This window comes from Marinobacter sp. es.042, from assembly GCF_900188315.1.
Taxonomy (GTDB): domain Bacteria; phylum Pseudomonadota; class Gammaproteobacteria; order Pseudomonadales; family Oleiphilaceae; genus Marinobacter.
The window spans coordinates 2,171,047-2,189,187 of record NZ_LT897781.1; the positions used below are offsets into that span (position 1 = coordinate 2,171,047).

An 18,141-nucleotide genomic window follows, 5' to 3' on the forward strand; every position below is an offset into this window, starting at 1 on the left:
ATATCCGCCAAGGGATTTTCCGGTACTGTCGGGACTGATACCACAGTTATCCCTTTCCGGATCAGCTATTCTTAACACGGACGTTTTCCGCTCTGCGACGCGGACAAAAGCAATAATTCAGGATCACGGTATGCGACGTTGGGGCATTCGCAAGAAAGTGTTGGTGGTAACGCTGGTTCCCACCCTGCTGACCACCCTGATGCTGGGGCTGTTCTTCACCTACAGCTGGGTTAACAATATAGAAAGCCTGCTGAAGGATCGGGGCGAATCACTCTCCCGTCAGCTCGCCGCCGGTTCCGAGTATGGCCTGTTTACCGCCAATCGCAGCCTGCTCAGCAGCCTCTCCAATGCCCTTCTGGAAGAGCAGGACGTCCGCTCCATCACGTTCTTTGGCAGCGACGGCTCCCGACTCCTCCATACGGGGCCGGGAAGCTCGGAAACCGTGCAGTCCGGGGAACTCACTGCCGGGCACGCAACCCGGATATCCCGGGAAAACAGCACCCGCTTCATTACCCCCGTTTTTCTCCAGGATCTGATGATCGAGAGCATGCTGGACCCGGATGCTCGTCAGTCGATGTCGAATCTGCGGGAGCCTCTGGGCTGGGTGGTCGTGGAAATGTCACATATCCGCACCGAAAAAGAGACCTACAAAGCCCTGCTGATCTCCCTGCTGCTGGTTCTCGGCGGCGTGATTCTGAGCATGGCCATTGCGCTGCGGCTGAGCCGGGCGTTCACCAATCCGGTGTTCGAACTCAACGAAGCCGTAGCCAGGCTCAAGGAAGGCAAGCTGGATACCCGCGTCTATACCGGCGCAGGCCCCGAGTTCGAGCAGCTGGAATCCGGCCTTAATGCCATGGCCGAGGAGCTGAGCAAGGCCCAGGCTGAAATGCAGCAGAACATTGATCAGGCCACCGAAGATCTTCGGGAAACGCTGGAGACCATCGAAATCCAGAACATCGAGCTCGATTTCGCTCGAAAAGAAGCACTCGAGGCCAGTCGGATCAAATCCGAGTTCCTGGCCAACATGTCCCACGAAATCCGCACACCGCTGAACGGCATCATAGGTTTCACCGAATTGCTCCTGAAGAGTCCCCTGCCACGCCAACAACGGGATCACCTGAGCACCATCAGGAAATCGTCGGAGATCCTGCTCACTATCATCAACGACATCCTCGATTTCTCGAAGATTGAAGCCGGCAAGCTGATCCTCGACAGGGTACCGTTCCAGTTACGGGATATCGTTGAGGAAGTCATGGTCATGCTGGCGCCAGCAGCACACGCCAAGAATCTCGATCTGGTGCCACTGGTCTATAACGATGTGCCGGACAACATCATGGGCGATCCCCTGCGGGTCAAACAGGTGATCACCAACCTGGTCAACAACGCCATCAAGTTCACCCAGACCGGCGAGGTGGTCCTGCGGGCGAGCCTGGAAGAGGAAGAAGCTGACACCAACCGCGTTACCCTGCGCCTGAGCATTACCGATTCCGGCGTGGGCCTGTCCCGGGCCCAACAGCAATCCCTGTTCAACGCCTTCAGCCAGGCCGACGCTTCGACTGCCCGACAATACGGTGGTACCGGCCTTGGGCTGGCCATCTCGAAGCGTCTGGTTGAAGAAATGGGGGGCAAGATCGGGCTCGAAAGCGAGCTGGGCAAAGGGTCCACCTTCTGGTTCACCCTCACCTCGGAGCTTGCCACCAGTGGTGAAGCCATTGCACCAAGGGATGCCCTGCGAGGGGAAAGGGTCATTTACCTGGAGCAACAGAAAACCACCGGGCTGGCCGTGGAACACCTGTTAAAGGACTGGGGCATGGTGGTCGACCGGGTAGCGTCACCGGGTGCCCTGCAGGAACACATTGAAGAGGCCCAGAAAAGCCAGGCAGGCTATGCCGTGGCGATTCTGGGCATCACCCGACACCTCCTCAATTCCAGCCAGTACTGCGGGCTTGTCCGCACCCTGGAGGTTGAACGGGATTGCCGGACACTGCTACTGACCCCCACCCTTGAGACCCACGACACACCGCTATCGGGACTTGCCAGCGGCCACCTCACCAAACCGGTGTGCCGAGATTCCCTGTACGATGAGCTTCTGCTGCTGGTGCACGGCATCAATTCCAGCGGGCGGGTCCCCGAATACGAGATTTCGGCCAACCGCGCAACAACCGCCAATGTTCCGAGAGTGCTGGCCGTGGACGATAACGATGCCAACCTCAAGCTCGTGATGACCCTGCTTGAAGACTGCCAACTGGATGCCGAAAGCGCTTCCAGCGGCTTTGAAGCCCTGAGCAAGGCCAGACAGAAACCCTTCGACCTGGTCTTCATGGACCTTCAGATGCCCGGCATGGACGGGGTGGAAACCACTGCAAGGCTAAGGGAGATGGATACCGGCAATCACCGGACCCCGATCATTGCGTTGACTGCCCATGCTCTGGCAGACGAGCAGGAACGACTGGCAAAGCAGGGCTTCGATGGTTACATGCCCAAACCCATCAGCAGTGGCCAGCTCATCGACATCATTCATGAGTACACCGGCTACGTGTGCCCGACGAGCGGCAGCGACGGCCGGCTCTCCGTTCCGGAAGTTCGCGACACCCGTCGGGCCCTCCGGCCTTCAACACGTAAAATGCAGCAGGATTGCGTCAGCGTGGACGAAAGCATTCAACTGGCCGCCGGCAAGGCGGACCTGGCCGAAGAACTGTTCAGCATGCTGCTGGAGCAGGTCCATGTGGACCGCGGGCGGATCTCGGAATTCTGGGCCAGCCACAGCATGGATGAGCTACTGGAATGTGTTCACAAGCTCCATGGCGCTACCCGCTACTGCGGCGTGCCGGAACTGAGAGCCGCAGCCAACCATCTGGAAACGGCCATCAAATGCTCTGCTCCGGATCTGGAGCACCAGAAAGACCAGCTGCTCTCGGCCATGGAGCGCCTGCAGATCTGGAGCGACCAGACCGATTGGCAGCAGCTGTTCCGGGAACGCCATGAGGCCGCCGAAACGACCTGAGGCTGCCCCGTCTCAGACCCGGCTTCGGGCCTGATCGATGATGGCTTTCATATCCCGGACCGCCTCTTTAAGACCAGTAAAGACCGCGCGGGCTATGATGGCGTGGCCGATATTCAGTTCGTTGATGCCATGGATTGCCGCCACTCGCTCGGTGTTGTGGTAATGCAGGCCATGGCCCGCATTCACAATCAAACCCTTTTTGCGGGCGTAGGCAACGGCGTCGGCAATGGTTTTGAAGGCGGCGTTCTCGGCTTCAGGTGTTTCGGCCTCGGCATACTCTCCGGTGTGCAGCTCCACGACCGGCGCGCCGCAGCGGACCGCGGCATCAATCTGGACAGGATCCGGATCAATAAACAGTGACACCTCGGCTCCAATCCGGGCCAGGCGCTCACAGGCCTTGGCAACCCGGGATTCCTGACCCTCGACATCCAGACCGCCCTCGGTGGTCAATTCCTCACGCTTCTCTGGCACCAGGCAAACACATTCCGGCCGCACCTGTTCGGCAAACGCCAGCATCGCATCGGTTACCGCCATTTCCAGGTTCATCTTGGTCTGGAGCACCTCTTTGAGCAGCAGCACGTCCCGATCCTGAATATGACGCCGGTCTTCCCTGGGATGGATCGTGATACCGTCTGCGCCGGCCTCCTCGGCCATCAGCGCTGCCTGAACCGGATCAGGGTACCGGGTACCCCTCGCCTGACGGAGGGTGGCAACGTGGTCAATATTGACGCCAAGCAGTACTCTAGGATTCATGGGATTCTCCCCGAAGGTGAGTGAAAAGGCTGCGACTGTTCAGGGGACGCCCCTGGAGAAGGTAATCGATCAGGACTCGCATGACCCGTTTGGCCAGTCGCCGGCAGCGCTCCGATTGCAAATCTTCCCCGGCGAGATCAAGCAAAACATCGCCCGGAAGCTTTCGCAGGCGCACACCGGGCGACAGCCCGGACACTATGCCCTGCTCCGGATCATAACAATACTCCCCGCCGGACTCGACGGATTGCCCGGTATCGGTGGCACGATCCCAGGCAAAGTCATAGCCGAGGGCGGAGGCAAAGGCGAGTTCGAAACGCCGAAGCACCGGCTCCACATCCCTGGTGTCAGACAGTTGCCCGATGGCATCGATGTAGGCTGCAAAGAGCGTGGGATGGGGATCTGCAGCGGGCAGAATCCGCTGCAACAGTTCATTCAGGTAAAGGCCACTGTAGAGCGACACCGTCCGGGTGATTGTGGGGCCGGTTCGCACATCGACCTGGGTCAGGGTTTTCAGGTCGCCCCGGCCAGCCCAATCCACGATCAGGGGCTGAAAAGGTTGCAGCTGGGCTTTCAGGGGACTTTTGGCGCTGTTGGCTCCCCGGGCGATGACGGTCATCCGGCCATGGTTCAGGGAAAACAGATCCACCATGAGGCTGGTTTCCCGCCAGGGACGTCGGTGAAGGACATAGGCGGGCTCCTGCAGCTCAGGCCCCTTCATAGCTGCCTCAGAGGTCGTTCATGCCCAGGCTCTTCAGGGCCCGGTCGCTGTCTGCCCAGCCACGCTTCACCTTTACCCAGAGCCTCAGCATAATCTTGCTGTCGAACATACGCTCCATATCCGTACGAGCTTCCTGACCAATGCGGCGCATCCGCTCGCCCTTCTCGCCGATGATGATCTTTTTTTGACCTTCGCGCTCGACCAGGATCAGGGCGGAAATATGCAGGGTCTTGCCCTCGCGCTTGAACTCCTCGATCTCCACTGCTACAGAGTAAGGCAGCTCAGCCCCCAACTGGCGGGTGATCTTTTCCCGCACGATCTCCGAGGCGAGGAAACGTTCACTGCGGTCGGTGATCTGATCGTCCGGGTAGAAGTGGATACTCTCCGGCAGGTAACGCCCCACCGCCTCTTCCAGAGGCTCAAGATTGGTCTCTTTCAGGGCTGAAAGGGGAATGATCTCGGCAAACTCGCGCTTTTTCGAGAGCATATCCAGATGCGGTAGCAGGCTTTCCCGTTTTTCGATCTTGTCGACCTTGTTCACCGCCAGGATCACAGGGCATTTCAGGCGACTGAGTTTTTCCAGCACCATCTCATCCGCGGTCGTCCAGGCCAGCTGATCCACCACGAACACCACCACATCGACATCGATGAGCGCCGACGTGGCCGCCTTGTTCATGTAGCGGTTAATGGCACGGGGCTCCTCCTCGTGCATGCCCGGTGTGTCCACATAGATCGCCTGTACCGGTCCCACGGTCTTGATGCCCAGCACCTGATGACGGGTGGTCTGCGGCTTGCGGGAAGTGATACTCAGTTTCTGCCCGAGGATATGGTTCAGCAGCGTGGACTTGCCCACGTTCGGACGGCCAACGATGGCCACAAAACCGCAGCGACTGTCCGGATTTTCCGGACGGGTGATATCGTTCATTACTGGGTCTCCACGCCCAATTCTTTCAGGGCGTTACGGGCTGCCTGCTGCTCGGCCACCCGGCGGCTGCTGCCAGTCCCGGTGGTCTTTCGATCCAGCGAAGGCAGCGCACAGGATACATGGAATGTCTGGTTATGGGCCTCACCGTCTACGGAAATGACGTCATAGCGTGGCAGCGGAAACTGACGCGACTGGAGATATTCCTGCAAACGGGTCTTGGGGTCTTTCTGGGTATCCTGCAGGTCGAGCTTTTCCAGACGGTGCTCGAACCAGCGCAATACCTGTTCCCGGCAGGTATGGAAATCACTGTCCAGGTAGATCGCACCAATGATGGACTCCACAGCGTCGGCCAGGATGGATTCCCGGCGGAAGCCCCCGCTTTTAAGCTCTCCCGAGCCCAGCCGAAGGTATGTGCCGAGCTGGAACTCCCGACCAATTTCGGCGAGTGTAACGCCTTTTACCATCCGGGCTCGCAGGCGACTCAACTGGCCTTCCCGGGCTTTTTCGAAGTGCAGAAACAGATACTCGGCAATCACCATGTTCACAATGGAATCGCCGAGGAATTCGAGGCGCTCGTTATTCTGATTTCCATAACTCCGGTGGGTAAGTGCCAGCAGAAGCCGCTCCGGCGATTTGAACTGATAGCCGATGCGCCGCTGTAACTGATCCAGATCCGGTTGTGAACTCACTTGCCCTTCATCTCATATTTGTGTTTGAAGTGAACCACCGTATCCACATTGCTGAACAGGTTGTTGCGCACTTCGTAATCAACATTGATAACGACCAGATCGCCGTCCTTATCGACCGAAATATTCTTGGCGTCAAACCCGCGGACATTGTTCACGCTGAGCCGTTTGTTGATCAACGTACGGACCTGGGCAGGCCCCATCTGGGAGAGACCTTCGGTACCATCAAGGCTTTCCAGCGCTTCCTGAATGGTGATGTCATCCAGATAGGCAGGACCAAGCTTGATCACCAGTGTCAGCAGGCCACCAAAAAACAGCACCATCACCATCATGGTCAATGCCGAGGCACCGCGCTGACGGCCCATGCCAGAAAGATTGTTTTTCTTCATTATGACTGCGCTCCAGATAGTCCGAGTTACTCGATTCCGCCTACACGATCAAAGGATGGCAGACTGGTAAGGGATTTCCAGTGCATCCAGATAGCAAAGGCCTTGCCCACCACCAGCTCGTCCGGGACCGTGCCCCAATAGCGGCTGTCATTACTGTTGTCGCGATTGTCACCCATGACGAAATAATGACCCTCGGGCACCAGCCATTCGCCCTCACCACCGCCGCCAGAACGACCCATGGTCAGGAAAATGTCGTGCTCTACTTCACCGAGATCCTCGCGGCGCAGCTCCATCGGCGGTAGCCGCGCGATAAACCGGGTTTCCACCCGATCACCATTGATGAACAGCTGCTTGTCACGGTAGCGGATGTGGTCGCCGGGCAAACCAATCACCCGTTTGATGTAGTTGGTCTGGCCGTCCTCCGGGTAGCGGAAGACCATCACATCGCCACGCTGGGGATCGCCGACCGGAACCACTTTGGTGCCGGCAACCGGCAGCCTGAACCCGTAGGCATATTTGTTCACCAGAATGAAATCGCCGACTTCCAGGGTGGGCAACATGGATCCCGAAGGAATCTGGAACGGTTCAACCAGGAAGGACCGAAGCACCAGCACAATGGCCAGCACCGGAAAAAACGATCGACTGAGGTCAACCAGATAGGGCTCTTTTGGCCCCTCCGATTCCGCCGTGGAGCCTTCATCCACTGCGTCGCCGGTGCCGCTGGCACGGTAGGCCGCCAGACGGCGCTCACGAAGAAACAGCTTGTCCGCCAGCCAGATCAGACCCGTTGCGAAGGTCAGTACCACCAGTACCAGGGGAAAATCGATATCCATCCAGGAGGCCTTTTATTTATCCACTTTCAGTACGGCAAGAAACGCTTCCTGAGGCACCTCGACATTACCCAGCTGCTTCATACGCTTTTTACCTTCTTTCTGCTTCTGCAGCAGTTTCTTCTTCCGGCTGACATCACCACCATAGCACTTGGCGGTTACGTTCTTGCGTAGCGCCTTCACGGTGACCCGCGAAACGACCTGATTACCAATGGCGGCCTGAATCGCGATATCAAACATCTGCCGCGGAATCAGTTCTTTCATCTTTTCGATCAGCTGTCGGCCTTTGTAATTGGCCTGTTCCTTGTGCACGATCAGCGCCAGGGCATCAACGCGCTCGCCATTGATCAGCACGTCCAGCCGCACCAGATTGGCGGTCTGGAATCGGGTAAAGTGGTAATCCAGAGAAGCGAAGCCGCGGCTCGCCGACTTGATGCGATCAAAGAAATCCATCACCACCTCGGCCATCGGGAGCTCATAGGTAAGCTGAACCTGGGTCGTCATGAAATGCATGTTCTTCTGGACGCCGCGCTTTTCCTCGCACAGGGCTATTACGTTACCGATGTGCTCCTGGGGCACCAGGATATTTGCTTCAACAATCGGCTCACGCATTTCCTCAATGGAACCAATATCCGGAAGCCGGGACGGATTGTCTACCGACAGGGTCTCACCCTGTTTGGTAACCACCTCATAGATTACCGTTGGCGCCGTGGTGATCAGGTCGATGTCGTATTCACGTTCCAGCCGCTCCTGGATAATTTCCATGTGCAGCATGCCAAGGAAACCGCAGCGGAAACCGAAGCCGAGAGCATCAGAGCTCTCTGGCTCGAAAAACAGGGAGGCATCGTTCAGGGTGAGTTTTTCCAGGGCATCCCGGAAATCGTTGTAGTCGTCGGCGCTTACCGGGAACAAACCGGCATAGACCTGGGGCTTCACTTTCTTGAATCCCGGCAGCATCGGCGTCTGTTCGGCGAACTTCTGGTGCACAATGGTATCGCCCACAGGAGCCCCATGAATGTCCTTGATACCGGCCACCACGAAGCCGACATCGCCGGATTCCAGCATGTCGGTGTCTTTCGGTTTGGGATTGAAAATACCGACCTTGTCGGCATTCCAGGCCCGGCCGGTAGACTTGATGACGATCTTGTCGCCCTTTTTCAGGGTGCCCTCTGTCACCCTCACGAGCGACACGACACCCAGGTAATTGTCGAACCAGGAATCGATGATCAGAGCCTGCAGGGGCGCGCTTCGGTCGCCCTTGGGTGGCGGGATCTTCTTGATCAGATCTTCCAGAACATCTTCAACGCCCAGGCCACTCTTGGCGCTACAGCGGACCGCATCAGCCGCTTCAATGCCAATGATGTCCTCGATTTCTGCCGCCACCCGCTCCGGTTCGGCCTGCGGGAGATCCATCTTGTTCAGAACCGGCACAACTTCGAGACCCTGCTCAATGGCGGTGTAACAGTTAGCCACGGACTGGGCTTCAACACCCTGCCCGGCGTCCACCACTAGCAGGGCCCCCTCGCAGGCATAGAGCGAGCGCGAAACCTCGTAGGAAAAGTCCACGTGGCCCGGGGTATCGATAAAGTTCAGTTTGTATTCCTGCCCGTCACGGGCGGTGTAATTCAGAGTGACACTCTGGGCCTTGATGGTAATCCCTCGCTCACGCTCGAGATCCATGGAGTCCAGGACCTGCTCAGCCATTTCACGGTCGGTCAGGCCGCCGCAAACCTGGATAAAACGGTCTGCCAGCGTGGATTTACCATGGTCAATGTGGGCGATGATGGAAAAGTTACGGATTCGGCTCAGTTCAGTCACAGACGATGAATACTCAGTTAAGACGAAGGATTGAGCCCGGAAGGGCCGCTACCGGGATCCGGGAACGGCGTGATTTTACCGGTTACCGGCTGCCATTGCCATGATCAGGAAATCAGCGGCCGTTCATATTGCCGGATCAGGAAACCAATGAGCGCATCCTCGTCCAGCGGATAGCTGAACAGGTTGCCCTGACACTGGGCGCAGCCGTGACTTTTCAGGAAGCTCAGCTGCTGTGGGGTTTCCACACCCTCCGCGACTACCGTGAGGTGGAGCTTGCGGGCCAGGGCAATCACTGCAGAGGTCACATCCGTGGCACTGACATTGTAGGGAATGTCGCGAATGAACCGGTGGTCGATCTTGATAACATCCAGCGGCAGCTGCTGCAAAGCAACCAGTGAACAGGAGCCGGTGCCAAAATCATCAAGAATCAGGCAGACCCCGAGATCATTAAGTGACACCAGCAACTCCCTGAGCATTCGCGGATCTTCATTGAGCAGCTCCGCCGGCATCTCCAGCTCCAGCCGCTCAGGCGAGACACCCGTCTCGGTGATGACCTGTCGGATCATGTCCAGGAAGCCCGAATCGGTCAGTTGTCGAACGGACAGATTCACCGCCATTTTCAGGGATTCAAAGCCGGCCCGTTCCAGGGCCTGGACCTGAATACAGGCCTGTCTCAAAGCCCATTCACCCAGGCGAACAATCAGGCCGGTTTCCTCGGCAAGACCGATGAACTGCTGTGCCGACACCAGCCCTTTCTCCGGATGATGCCAGCGCAGGAACGCCTCAACCCCAATCACCCGCTCACTGGCCAGATCAATCTTCGGCTGGTAGTGCAGAACGAAGCGATCGCCATCCAGCGCCGTGGCCAACTCCTCCTGCTGCAGAAGCCGCCTTGCCGCCTTGATGTTCATGGCAGGGGTGAAGAACTGGAACGTATTCCTGCCCAGCTCCTTGGCACGATACATCGCCAGATCAGCGTACTTCATCAGGGTTCCGGCGTCCTCACTGTCGTGGGGAATCATGGTGATGCCGATACTGACCGTGATGCCGACTTCGTGATCGTTCAGCCGGATTCGCTGACACAGGCTGCGCAGGATGGTCTCTGCGACCTTGCCGGCAGCATCGGAGTCACTGATCCGGGACAGCAAAACCACAAACTCATCGCCGCCGAGCCTGGCAACCGAGTCCTCCTCACGGACACAACCTACCAGCCACTGCGCCACCTGGCACAGCAGTTCATCGCCGGAATCGTGCCCCAGGGTGTCATTGATACGTTTGAAACCGTCGAGGTCCAGGAACATGAGGGCAGCCGGTTCACCACTCCGGCGACTGCGGCTGACCACGTGATTCAGACGGTCCCGGAACAGTTGCCGGTTCGCGAGGCCGGTGAGCGGATCATAGAATGCCAGCCTGTGCAGCTCGGATTGGGCGGCCTTGAGCTGGGTCAGATCCCGCAGGCTAAGCACAACGCCATTGACGCCGGGCACCGACAACATGGCCGTAAAGGTGCCCTCCATATCCCGCCACTGCCCCTGGGCATCACGGATACGGACCCGGATGACCGGCATCTGTTTGCCCGGCGACTGAACGGAATCATCAAAGCCTCTCTGCAGCTGAGGCCAGTCGTCACCATGAACGAGCCCCTCAAAGTTCAGGGCCTGAACCTGATCCGGCTCGAAGCCAAGGATATCCAGGCTGGACGGGCTCGCGTACAGGGGTTGCCCGGCACGGTCCATCACCAGGGTGACATTGGCTGCGCCTTCGGTAATCGCCCGATAGCGGCCGGCACTGATCTGCGCCATAAGGCGTGAACGGATCAAGGCAAGCACGAAGAGGAACAACAGGGCGCTGATCACCAGGCCACTGCCGAGGACAATCGGAGGCCGCGGATCCGAGGCCAGGAAATCAAAGGCGGGCGTGGAACGGGTCTGCAGCAGCCAGTCGCGACCACCATGGCTGATGGTCTGACTCATCTGGAAACTGAATTCGTTGTCCAGAGACCCCAGATTGGAGCCATACATGAGGTTCTGCCGTTCCACGACTCCTGCATCGTAGATCCGGACATCAAGAAACGGCGAGATCAGGCCAACGATGCCGTCGATAAGATTGTTCATCCGGAAGGCACTGAACACATAGCCTGCCAACATCATGCGACGCTCGGCCCGGATCTCGGGCACTTCTCCACCCTGGTAGACGGGGTAATACATCAGAAAACTGGCCTGGTCTTCGCCAAGCTCTTCCTGAACCAGCACCACCTTTGCAGTCACCGTGGGGATAGCATCATCCCGGGCCTGCTCCATGGCCTGGCGATGAATGGGATCGCTGAAGGCATCGTAGCCGAGGGCCCGTCGGTTACGCTCTGTGCCAGGCTCCAGGTAGACCATGGGGTAGTAGTAGGGGCCGCTACCCAGCGGGTTCACCAGGTAATTATGCACCCCCTCCGCTCGGACAGAGGCAATATGATCGGCCATCTGGCGTACGCCGATACGGCGAACATAGCCAATACCCTGAATGCCCGGGTAGTAGCGGTTGATATCAACCTTGTCCACGTATTCGCGCCATTGATCACGGGAAACGTCTCCGGCCACCGCAAACAGACCGGCACTGCCGGCAAGCACCTGCTCGTAATTCAGCAAGCGCTCTTCGATGGCGGATTTAAGCTGGAGCGACTGGGTGCGGAAACGGGCTTCCGTGCGGTCTTCAACCAGCCGGATGGACACCTGCCAAAGCAATAGGGTGACGGCAACGGCCACTGCGAAGATCAGCCAGGCGACCCAGGCATTGCGAAATTCCAGTAACTTACGGAGGGAGAGTTCCTGTCTGTTCATCATGGGGCTGGTCCGTTCCATGGCCACTCGTTTTTATTGACCGACGGAGTATAACAAAAGCCCCCGCGGGTGTCGTTTCCAACACCTGCGGGGGCTTTTTGCCCGATAATGCGGATCAGCAGACGGGTATCAGGGCTTCATCACCAGATACAGCGCCCGGCCCTGGCGCACCACCCGGACCGATACCGCCTTGCCCTCGGGCAGCGACTGAACAGTCTCGCGGAATTCCTGCACCGATGTCACCTTCTGGCGATTCATTTCCGTGATCACATCTCCCGCACGGATGCCCGCATCGGAAGCCGCACCCCGCGCGACGTTATTGACCACAACACCGCCTTCTATACCCATGGAGTCGGCCATGTCCGTGGGCAGTGGTTCGACCATCATGCCCAGAGGTGCAGAGCCGGGACCGTCACTGCCACTGGCCGGTGCGGAAGCCTGCTGGCTTCCCTCCTCGGGAAGGCGACCGATTTCAACCTGAAGCTCGATTTCCTCGCCACCGCGAAGCACTCTCAGCTCGGCAGTTTCACCAACCGGCGTGCGGCCAACCATGGGCGGCAAGTCAGAGGAAAGCTGCACCTCGTCGCCGTCATAGCTGAGGACGATATCTCCTGCCTGCAAGCCGGCTGCCTGCGCTGGCGAACCGGCCATCACTTCGGCAATCAATGCGCCGCGGGGCCGCTTGAGGCCAAAGGATTCGGCCAGATCACGGTTCACTTCCTGAATCAGCACCCCGAGCCAGCCACGGGACACAGAGCCGTTGTCGCGCAACTGACGGAACACGTTCATCGCATCGTCAATCGGAATGGCAAAGGAGACCCCCATGAAACCGCCAGAGCGGGTGTAGATCTGGGAGTTGATACCGACCACTTCGCCCTCCAGGTTAAACAGAGGGCCACCGGAGTTGCCCGGGTTGATCGCCACATCGGTCTGAATGAAGGGCACGTAGTTTTCCGATGGCAGAGAGCGACCCAGGGCGCTGACGATCCCGGCCGTTACCGTGTAATCGAATCCAAACGGGGAGCCAATCGCAAACACCCACTCACCGACTTTCAGATCCCGGGACCGACCTACCTGAACGACAGGCAGATCATCGCCGTTTTCAATTTTCAGCACGGCCATGTCTGAGCGAGGATCTGTTCCAACCAGGGTCGCGGGCAGCTCGCGCCGGTCATTCAGCCGCACGATGATCTCATCAGCTCCCTCGACCACGTGATTATTGGTCAGTACGTAACCGTCCGAGGAGACAATGAACCCCGAGCCCATGGAGCGGCGTGGCTGGGAGTTGCCAGGCCCACCTCCAAACGGAGACTGGGGGCCGCGGAAGAAATCCTGGAAAAACTCGGGAAGCTGTTCGAGCTGACGCTCATCAAACGGCATTCCGGGAGAGCCGGAATTGCGGCGCGTGGGCTCGGTGGTTGTACTGATGTTCACCACCGCACCGGCGTTATCTTCAACCAGCTCGGTAAAATCAGGCAAGCTTCGGGCTGCACTCGCCTGACTCCAGCCTGCCAAGACCATGGCGGACAGCAAAATCAGCAAAGCGGCCGGCATCCTTCCGGGTATAAAATTACGTGACGACTGGGCAACTGCTGTTGCACTCGACATGTTGTACCCCCTGTTGTACTTACACCTAGGCGTAGTTTTGGGTTCGGCCCACCGATTTTCAACTTACAAAACCGTAGGGATTACAGACAGTTTTCAGAGGCTATCCGGCTTACCCGGACCAGGCGGGGCTCATACTCCTTGCCGCCCGCGTCTTGCAGTTTGCGTCCTGCGAAAAACCCCAGAGCCAGGCCAGCGACAGCGGCCAGCATCGCAGCGCCGTCACTACCACCGGACATCTGGTGCCCGAGGATACTTGCGACGACCATCAGAATCAGTGGGACGGCGTAGACCAGAATAGAAGCACCCAGCAACGCCTGCTCATCGATTCCGATGGTTACTTCATCTCCAACCCTGGCATTGACCGAGTTGGCCACCAGAATCTGGTTGGCGCGCCCGCCGGAGGCAGCCGCCAGGACTTTCTGGCCACAACCATTGCGGGCAGCACACTTCTGACAGGCGCTGGTTCGAATCGTCTGGACCCAGACCTTATCGCCCTTGAGCGCGACCACTTTTCCAGTTTCAGTGATCACGGCTCACCCGCACCCAGGGCCACCGAGTCTTCAATACGCACCGATTCGGCAACCTGGCGCGCAGTCTGCGGGGGCAGCTCACCCACGACGGTAACCAGAAAAGCGCTATCCCCTTCCGTAACCTGGTGCATGTAAACGCTGGTGGCGCCGATCAGGGAGGCCCCCGTGGGCATGTTAACCGGGCCAGCCGGCTCAACGAAGACCGAGAAAGCGGCGAGGCCATCGGAGAAGGCAACGGCCTGCCCCTTGCCGGAGCGGGGCGCCGCCGCAGGGACAAACCCTTCCGGACGCCAGCCAAGCTGCCACCCGTCCATACGCTGGACCACCGATGCCTGAGCAGCGGGCTCATCCAGTGTTCTGGAAATTTCCCGGCCCTGGGTGCGGACCTCAAATTCGCTATCGGGAATGTCCTCGCCGATGTGCAGGCTGGTGAACTGAAACTGCTCGAGCACTTCCCCCTCGGCATTAAGAACGTGACTCTTCACCAGAAGACCGGTGGATTTCTCCAGCCAGAGCCGATGACTGTAGCGGTAGGGATCCTTGGCGCTTAGCGCCACTGAAACCACGTCGTACCCTGCAACCCGGTCCTCACCTTTCATTTCCGCCCGATACCAGTGGCTGACCGGCATCAGCTGACTGGTGAACGCTTCGGCGAACGGGCCTGAAGGAATCACCTGATCAAGCGTGACGCGACCTGTCTCGGGAAGCACGCAAACCACATTCATGCCCTTGCGAACAATTTCTCCACTGCCGCCGTCCTGTAGCACCAGCCGCTCCTCAACAACGCCATCATTGTAACGATGGGCAATCTGCATGGAGTGCACACTCTCGCCCCGGGCGTATACGAACACACCGCGGTAAGACGTCATGTTCAGAGCCGGACCCAGCCTTTCAAGCCAGGCGGATGCCTCGTCCTCGTCCGCGTCAGCCGGCAGCGAACCAGCAAGCGCGAGCAAAAAACCCACGAGCATGGACAGCGCACGGCTCGGGACAACATTAAGGAAGACTTGAGGCATGATTAAACTCTCACTCCGGGGTTCAGTAGCCCGCACCGTTGGCACTGACCAGACGGGCATAGCCAACGGCGCCCCGCCCGGCGCCAACGCTGTTGTGCTGTGCGTGCTCCAGCAGGTAGCGACTCATATACTCCCACTGTTCCTCATCAAGACCCTGCAGGGCAATTTCCCTGACCGGCTGGTCCTGCACAGGCGTTTCGGGTGCGGCTGCGGTCACCGGCTGAACCGGGCCGGTCGCGGATGAATCCCAGCCGGCACCAGCACCGAACCCGACCAGGAGCGCCATGGCAACCATGGCGGCAGCCGGCCAGTGCCAGCGGCCGGACCTGGTAGCCTGCACGGCCGCTTCAGGCCTGACCGCGGTGGAGCCTCGCCCGTCAAGCAATTCACGGACGCCAACGCTGACGTCCATACCATGGGCCGGCGCGTGGCCGTCATGCATCAGGTCGCGAACATCCTGCCAACGCTGCCACTGCTCGCGAACCTCGTCCTGGCGATCGTGCGAAAGCAGGCGACGTACCGAAAGTTCGTCAGCTTCGTCGTCCATCATGGCGGACAGTGTTTCTCTGAGACGATCATCCATGGGATGCAACCTCAATTACGTCACGGAGTGATTGAGTAAAGGTCCAAGATGCTTATCAACCGCATCCCGGGCTCTGAATATTCGTGAACGGACGGTACCGATCGGGCACTCCAGAATGCCTGCGATATCCTCATAGCTCAGGCCATCGTACTCCCTGAGCAGAAAGGCGGAACGCAGCTCCTCGGGAAGCTGGGCAATAGCCCTGTTCAGTTCTTTCTGGAGCTGTTCCCGTTGCAGCAGTCGTTCCGGCGAGGCGGTATCCCGGAGTCGGGAGCCATCATCAAAATTCTCCGCCTCGGCCGAGTCGGCACTGCCTTGCGGGCGACGGCCCCGGGACTCCAGGTAGTTCTTCGCGGTGTTCACGGCGATCCGGTACAGCCATGTATAGAAGGCACTGTCTCCCCGGAAACGTTCGATCGCCCTGAACGCCTTTACGAAGGTCTCCTGGGTCAGATCCATGACTTCCTGACTGTCGTAGACGTACCGACTGATAATCGATGCGACTCTGGATTGGTATTTGACCACCAGAAGATCGAAGGCGGCGCGATCACCATTGCGAACCTTGCGCACCAGCTGCAAATCCGTCTGGCTGTCAGGGTGATCGCCCTGTTGTTTCTCTGTATCAGGAGTCATGGACTGGTTGCCGGGGTTCCCTGATTTGATGGCCAGCTGTCCGGCCTGTACCAAGTTTCGCTGCGTCATTGATGCTATCCGGCGTCCGTTCATGAAACGGGCTAGACCACCGGTCAGGCGGCTCACCCTGTCAGGCCAAATAGACAGCAAGCGTAAAGTTTAGTTCAATACACGTCCACATTATGGCCTGCGATAACGACCCGATGCCACAGTCCTTTGAATACGATGTCCTCATTATCGGCAGTGGTGCTGCCGGCCTCACCGTCGCGCTCAATCTGCCAGAGCACCTGAAGGTCTGCGTGGTGAGCAAGGCCCAGATCAGCAGCGGCGCCACGCTCTGGGCACAAGGCGGTATCGCCGCAGTTCTGGATGATCAGGATTCCACCGAAAACCACATCTCCGACACCCTCAATGCTGGCGCCGGCCTGTGCCATGAGGACGCTGTGCGGTTCACGGTCGAAAATGGCAGGGAAAGCATCAACTGGCTGATCGATTCCGGTGTCGATTTTACGCGGGATCAGGACGCCCACTACCACCTGACCCGTGAAGGAGGCCACAGTCATCGGCGCATCATTCATGCCGCCGATGCCACGGGGCATGCGGTCTCCACCACCCTCACCTCCCAGGCAGAGGCACGACCAAACATAGAACTCATGTCTGGTCGGGTGGCTGTGGATCTGATCACCAATCGCAAACTGTCCCTGCCGGGAAACCGATGCGTCGGTGCCTACATCCTGAACCTTGAAGACAACCATGTGGAGCTGTTCCGGGCACGATTCACAGTAATTGCCACCGGTGGCGCCTCCAAGGCCTACCGGTACACAACCAATCCGGACGGCGCTTCCGGAGACGGGATTGCGATGGCCTGGCGGGCCGGTTGCCGGGTGGCAAACATGGAGTTCAACCAGTTCCACCCCACATGCCTTTATCACCCCCACGCCAAATCCTTCCTGATCACGGAAGCCGTGAGGGGCGAGGGTGGCCTGCTGAAACTGCCGGATGGTTCCCGGTTTATGGATCGCTTTGACGAGCGTGGCGAGCTGGCGCCCCGCGATATCGTTGCCCGGGCCATTGACCACGAAATGAAACGACTGGGCGCTGATCATCTGTACCTGGACATCAGCCACAAACCCGCCGACTTTATAAAGCATCACTTCCCCACCATCTACGAGAAGTGCCTGGGCTTCGGTATCGATATTACCCGCGAGCCCATTCCCGTGGTTCCAGCCGCTCACTACACCTGTGGCGGAATCATGAGCGATGAACGTGCCCGAACCGATGTTAACCAGCTCTACGTGGTCGGCGAGGCTGCCTTCACCGGGCTCCATGGGGCCAACCGAATGGCCAGCAACTCCCTGCTGGAATGTCTGGTTTATGGCCGTGCGGCTGCGGCGGATATTGCCCGCCGGGAAGCCGACATTCCACCACCGCCAGAGGCACCAGACTGGGATGAAAGCCAGGTGCGGGACTCTGACGAAGACGTGGTAATCTCCCACAACTGGGACGAGCTTCGCCATTTCATGTGGGACTACGTCGGCATTGTGCGGACCACCAAGCGGCTGCAGCGGGCCAAGCACCGGGTGGATCTTTTGTCTGCGGAAATCGGCGAGTTCTACAGCAACTACCGTGTCACCAACGACCTGCTGGAGCTTCGTAACCTGGTCACCGTGTCTGATCTCATCATATGTTCGGCACTGCAGCGCAGGGAAAGCCGAGGGCTGCACTACACTCTCGATTATCCGGGACTGATCAATGAGGTGCGTGATACCGTGCTGGTTCCCACCACCTACCGTACACTCGCGCCCTGAACGAACACCGTT

Annotated in this window: 15 protein-coding genes; 2 read left to right on the forward strand and 13 right to left on the reverse strand. The window is 58.7% G+C overall.

The window, feature by feature from the left end:
* Positions 1 to 130: 130 nt before the first annotated feature.
* The gene (locus tag CFB02_RS10180) at positions 131 to 3,004 is read left to right on the forward strand and encodes an ATP-binding protein (protein ID WP_088557921.1); all 2,874 of its coding nucleotides are present in this window, start codon (positions 131 to 133) and stop codon (positions 3,002 to 3,004) included.
* A 12-nt stretch (positions 3,005 to 3,016) separates the two neighbouring features.
* Here CFB02_RS10180 and pdxJ read toward each other — a convergent pair whose 3' ends face one another.
* The 13 genes from pdxJ to rpoE form a co-directional block, all read right to left on the reverse strand.
* Positions 3,017 to 3,757, reverse strand: coding sequence for a pyridoxine 5'-phosphate synthase (pdxJ, locus tag CFB02_RS10185; protein WP_088557922.1), 741 nt, complete (start codon positions 3,755 to 3,757; stop codon positions 3,017 to 3,019).
* Entirely contained in the window at positions 3,747 to 4,475 is a 729-nt protein-coding gene (recO, locus tag CFB02_RS10190) for a DNA repair protein RecO (RefSeq protein ID WP_088557923.1), read from the reverse strand. The genes pdxJ and recO overlap by 11 nt, the downstream gene beginning before the upstream one ends.
* 7 nt (positions 4,476 to 4,482) lie before the next feature.
* Positions 4,483 to 5,400: a GTPase Era gene (era, locus tag CFB02_RS10195; RefSeq protein ID WP_088557924.1), complete on the reverse strand. Its 918-nt coding sequence runs from the start codon at positions 5,398 to 5,400 to the stop codon at positions 4,483 to 4,485.
* Positions 5,400 to 6,089: a ribonuclease III gene (gene rnc, locus CFB02_RS10200; protein WP_088557925.1), complete on the reverse strand. Its 690-nt coding sequence runs from the start codon at positions 6,087 to 6,089 to the stop codon at positions 5,400 to 5,402. The genes era and rnc overlap by 1 nt, the downstream gene beginning before the upstream one ends.
* A complete protein-coding gene (locus tag CFB02_RS10205; protein ID WP_008176189.1) occupies positions 6,086 to 6,475 on the reverse strand; it encodes a DUF4845 domain-containing protein in 390 nt (129 codons plus the stop codon). The genes rnc and CFB02_RS10205 overlap by 4 nt, the downstream gene beginning before the upstream one ends.
* 26 nt (positions 6,476 to 6,501) lie before the next feature.
* Complete coding sequence (lepB, locus tag CFB02_RS10210) at positions 6,502 to 7,308, reverse strand: signal peptidase I (RefSeq protein ID WP_088557926.1); 807 nt, start codon at positions 7,306 to 7,308, stop codon at positions 6,502 to 6,504.
* A 12-nt stretch (positions 7,309 to 7,320) separates the two neighbouring features.
* Positions 7,321 to 9,123, reverse strand: coding sequence for a translation elongation factor 4 (gene lepA, locus CFB02_RS10215; protein ID WP_088557927.1), 1,803 nt, complete (start codon positions 9,121 to 9,123; stop codon positions 7,321 to 7,323).
* A 104-nt stretch (positions 9,124 to 9,227) separates the two neighbouring features.
* Complete coding sequence (locus CFB02_RS10220; RefSeq protein ID WP_088559215.1) at positions 9,228 to 11,954, reverse strand: EAL domain-containing protein; 2,727 nt, start codon at positions 11,952 to 11,954, stop codon at positions 9,228 to 9,230.
* Between the two features lie 126 nt (positions 11,955 to 12,080).
* Positions 12,081 to 13,505 carry a DegQ family serine endoprotease gene (locus CFB02_RS10225; RefSeq protein ID WP_088557928.1) on the reverse strand — a complete coding sequence of 475 codons (1,425 nt, stop codon included), beginning with the start codon at positions 13,503 to 13,505 and terminating at the stop codon, positions 12,081 to 12,083.
* Between the two features lie 134 nt (positions 13,506 to 13,639).
* Entirely contained in the window at positions 13,640 to 14,089 is a 450-nt protein-coding gene (locus tag CFB02_RS10230; RefSeq protein WP_088557929.1) for a SoxR reducing system RseC family protein, read from the reverse strand.
* Positions 14,086 to 15,060: a MucB/RseB C-terminal domain-containing protein gene (locus CFB02_RS10235; protein ID WP_088559216.1), complete on the reverse strand. Its 975-nt coding sequence runs from the start codon at positions 15,058 to 15,060 to the stop codon at positions 14,086 to 14,088. Before CFB02_RS10235 ends, CFB02_RS10230 begins: the two co-directional genes overlap by 4 nt.
* Positions 15,061 to 15,127: 67 nt before the next feature.
* Positions 15,128 to 15,688, reverse strand: coding sequence for a sigma-E factor negative regulatory protein (locus CFB02_RS10240; RefSeq protein ID WP_088557930.1), 561 nt, complete (start codon positions 15,686 to 15,688; stop codon positions 15,128 to 15,130).
* A 15-nt stretch (positions 15,689 to 15,703) separates the two neighbouring features.
* Positions 15,704 to 16,390 (reverse strand): RNA polymerase sigma factor RpoE, encoded by a 687-nt coding sequence (gene rpoE, locus CFB02_RS10245; protein WP_088557931.1) that lies wholly within the window; start codon positions 16,388 to 16,390, stop codon positions 15,704 to 15,706.
* Between the two features lie 134 nt (positions 16,391 to 16,524).
* On the opposite strand from rpoE, the gene nadB reads away from it, so the two are divergent.
* Complete coding sequence (nadB, locus tag CFB02_RS10250) at positions 16,525 to 18,129, forward strand: L-aspartate oxidase (protein ID WP_197694025.1); 1,605 nt, start codon at positions 16,525 to 16,527, stop codon at positions 18,127 to 18,129.
* Positions 18,130 to 18,141: the final 12 nt, after the last annotated feature.

What these genes read in the sequence shown, in the direction of transcription:
- CFB02_RS10180 (WP_088557921.1), top strand. Translation starts at nt 131, where the DNA reads ATGCGACGTTGGGGCATTCGCAAGAAAGTGTTGGTGGTAACGCTGGTT.
- pdxJ (WP_088557922.1), bottom strand. Translation starts at nt 3,757, where the DNA reads ATGAATCCTAGAGTACTGCTTGGCGTCAATATTGACCACGTTGCCACC.
- recO (WP_088557923.1), bottom strand. Translation starts at nt 4,475, where the DNA reads ATGAAGGGGCCTGAGCTGCAGGAGCCCGCCTATGTCCTTCACCGACGT.
- era (WP_088557924.1), bottom strand. Translation starts at nt 5,400, where the DNA reads ATGAACGATATCACCCGTCCGGAAAATCCGGACAGTCGCTGCGGTTTT.
- CFB02_RS10205 (WP_008176189.1), bottom strand. Translation starts at nt 6,475, where the DNA reads ATGAAGAAAAACAATCTTTCTGGCATGGGCCGTCAGCGCGGTGCCTCG.
- lepB (WP_088557926.1), bottom strand. Translation starts at nt 7,308, where the DNA reads ATGGATATCGATTTTCCCCTGGTACTGGTGGTACTGACCTTCGCAACG.
- CFB02_RS10220 (WP_088559215.1), bottom strand. Translation starts at nt 11,954, where the DNA reads ATGATGAACAGACAGGAACTCTCCCTCCGTAAGTTACTGGAATTTCGC.
- CFB02_RS10225 (WP_088557928.1), bottom strand. Translation starts at nt 13,505, where the DNA reads ATGCCGGCCGCTTTGCTGATTTTGCTGTCCGCCATGGTCTTGGCAGGC.
- CFB02_RS10235 (WP_088559216.1), bottom strand. Translation starts at nt 15,060, where the DNA reads ATGCTCGTGGGTTTTTTGCTCGCGCTTGCTGGTTCGCTGCCGGCTGAC.
- CFB02_RS10240 (WP_088557930.1), bottom strand. Translation starts at nt 15,688, where the DNA reads ATGGATGATCGTCTCAGAGAAACACTGTCCGCCATGATGGACGACGAA.
- rpoE (WP_088557931.1), bottom strand. Translation starts at nt 16,390, where the DNA reads ATGACGCAGCGAAACTTGGTACAGGCCGGACAGCTGGCCATCAAATCA.
- nadB (WP_197694025.1), top strand. Translation starts at nt 16,525, where the DNA reads ATGCCACAGTCCTTTGAATACGATGTCCTCATTATCGGCAGTGGTGCT.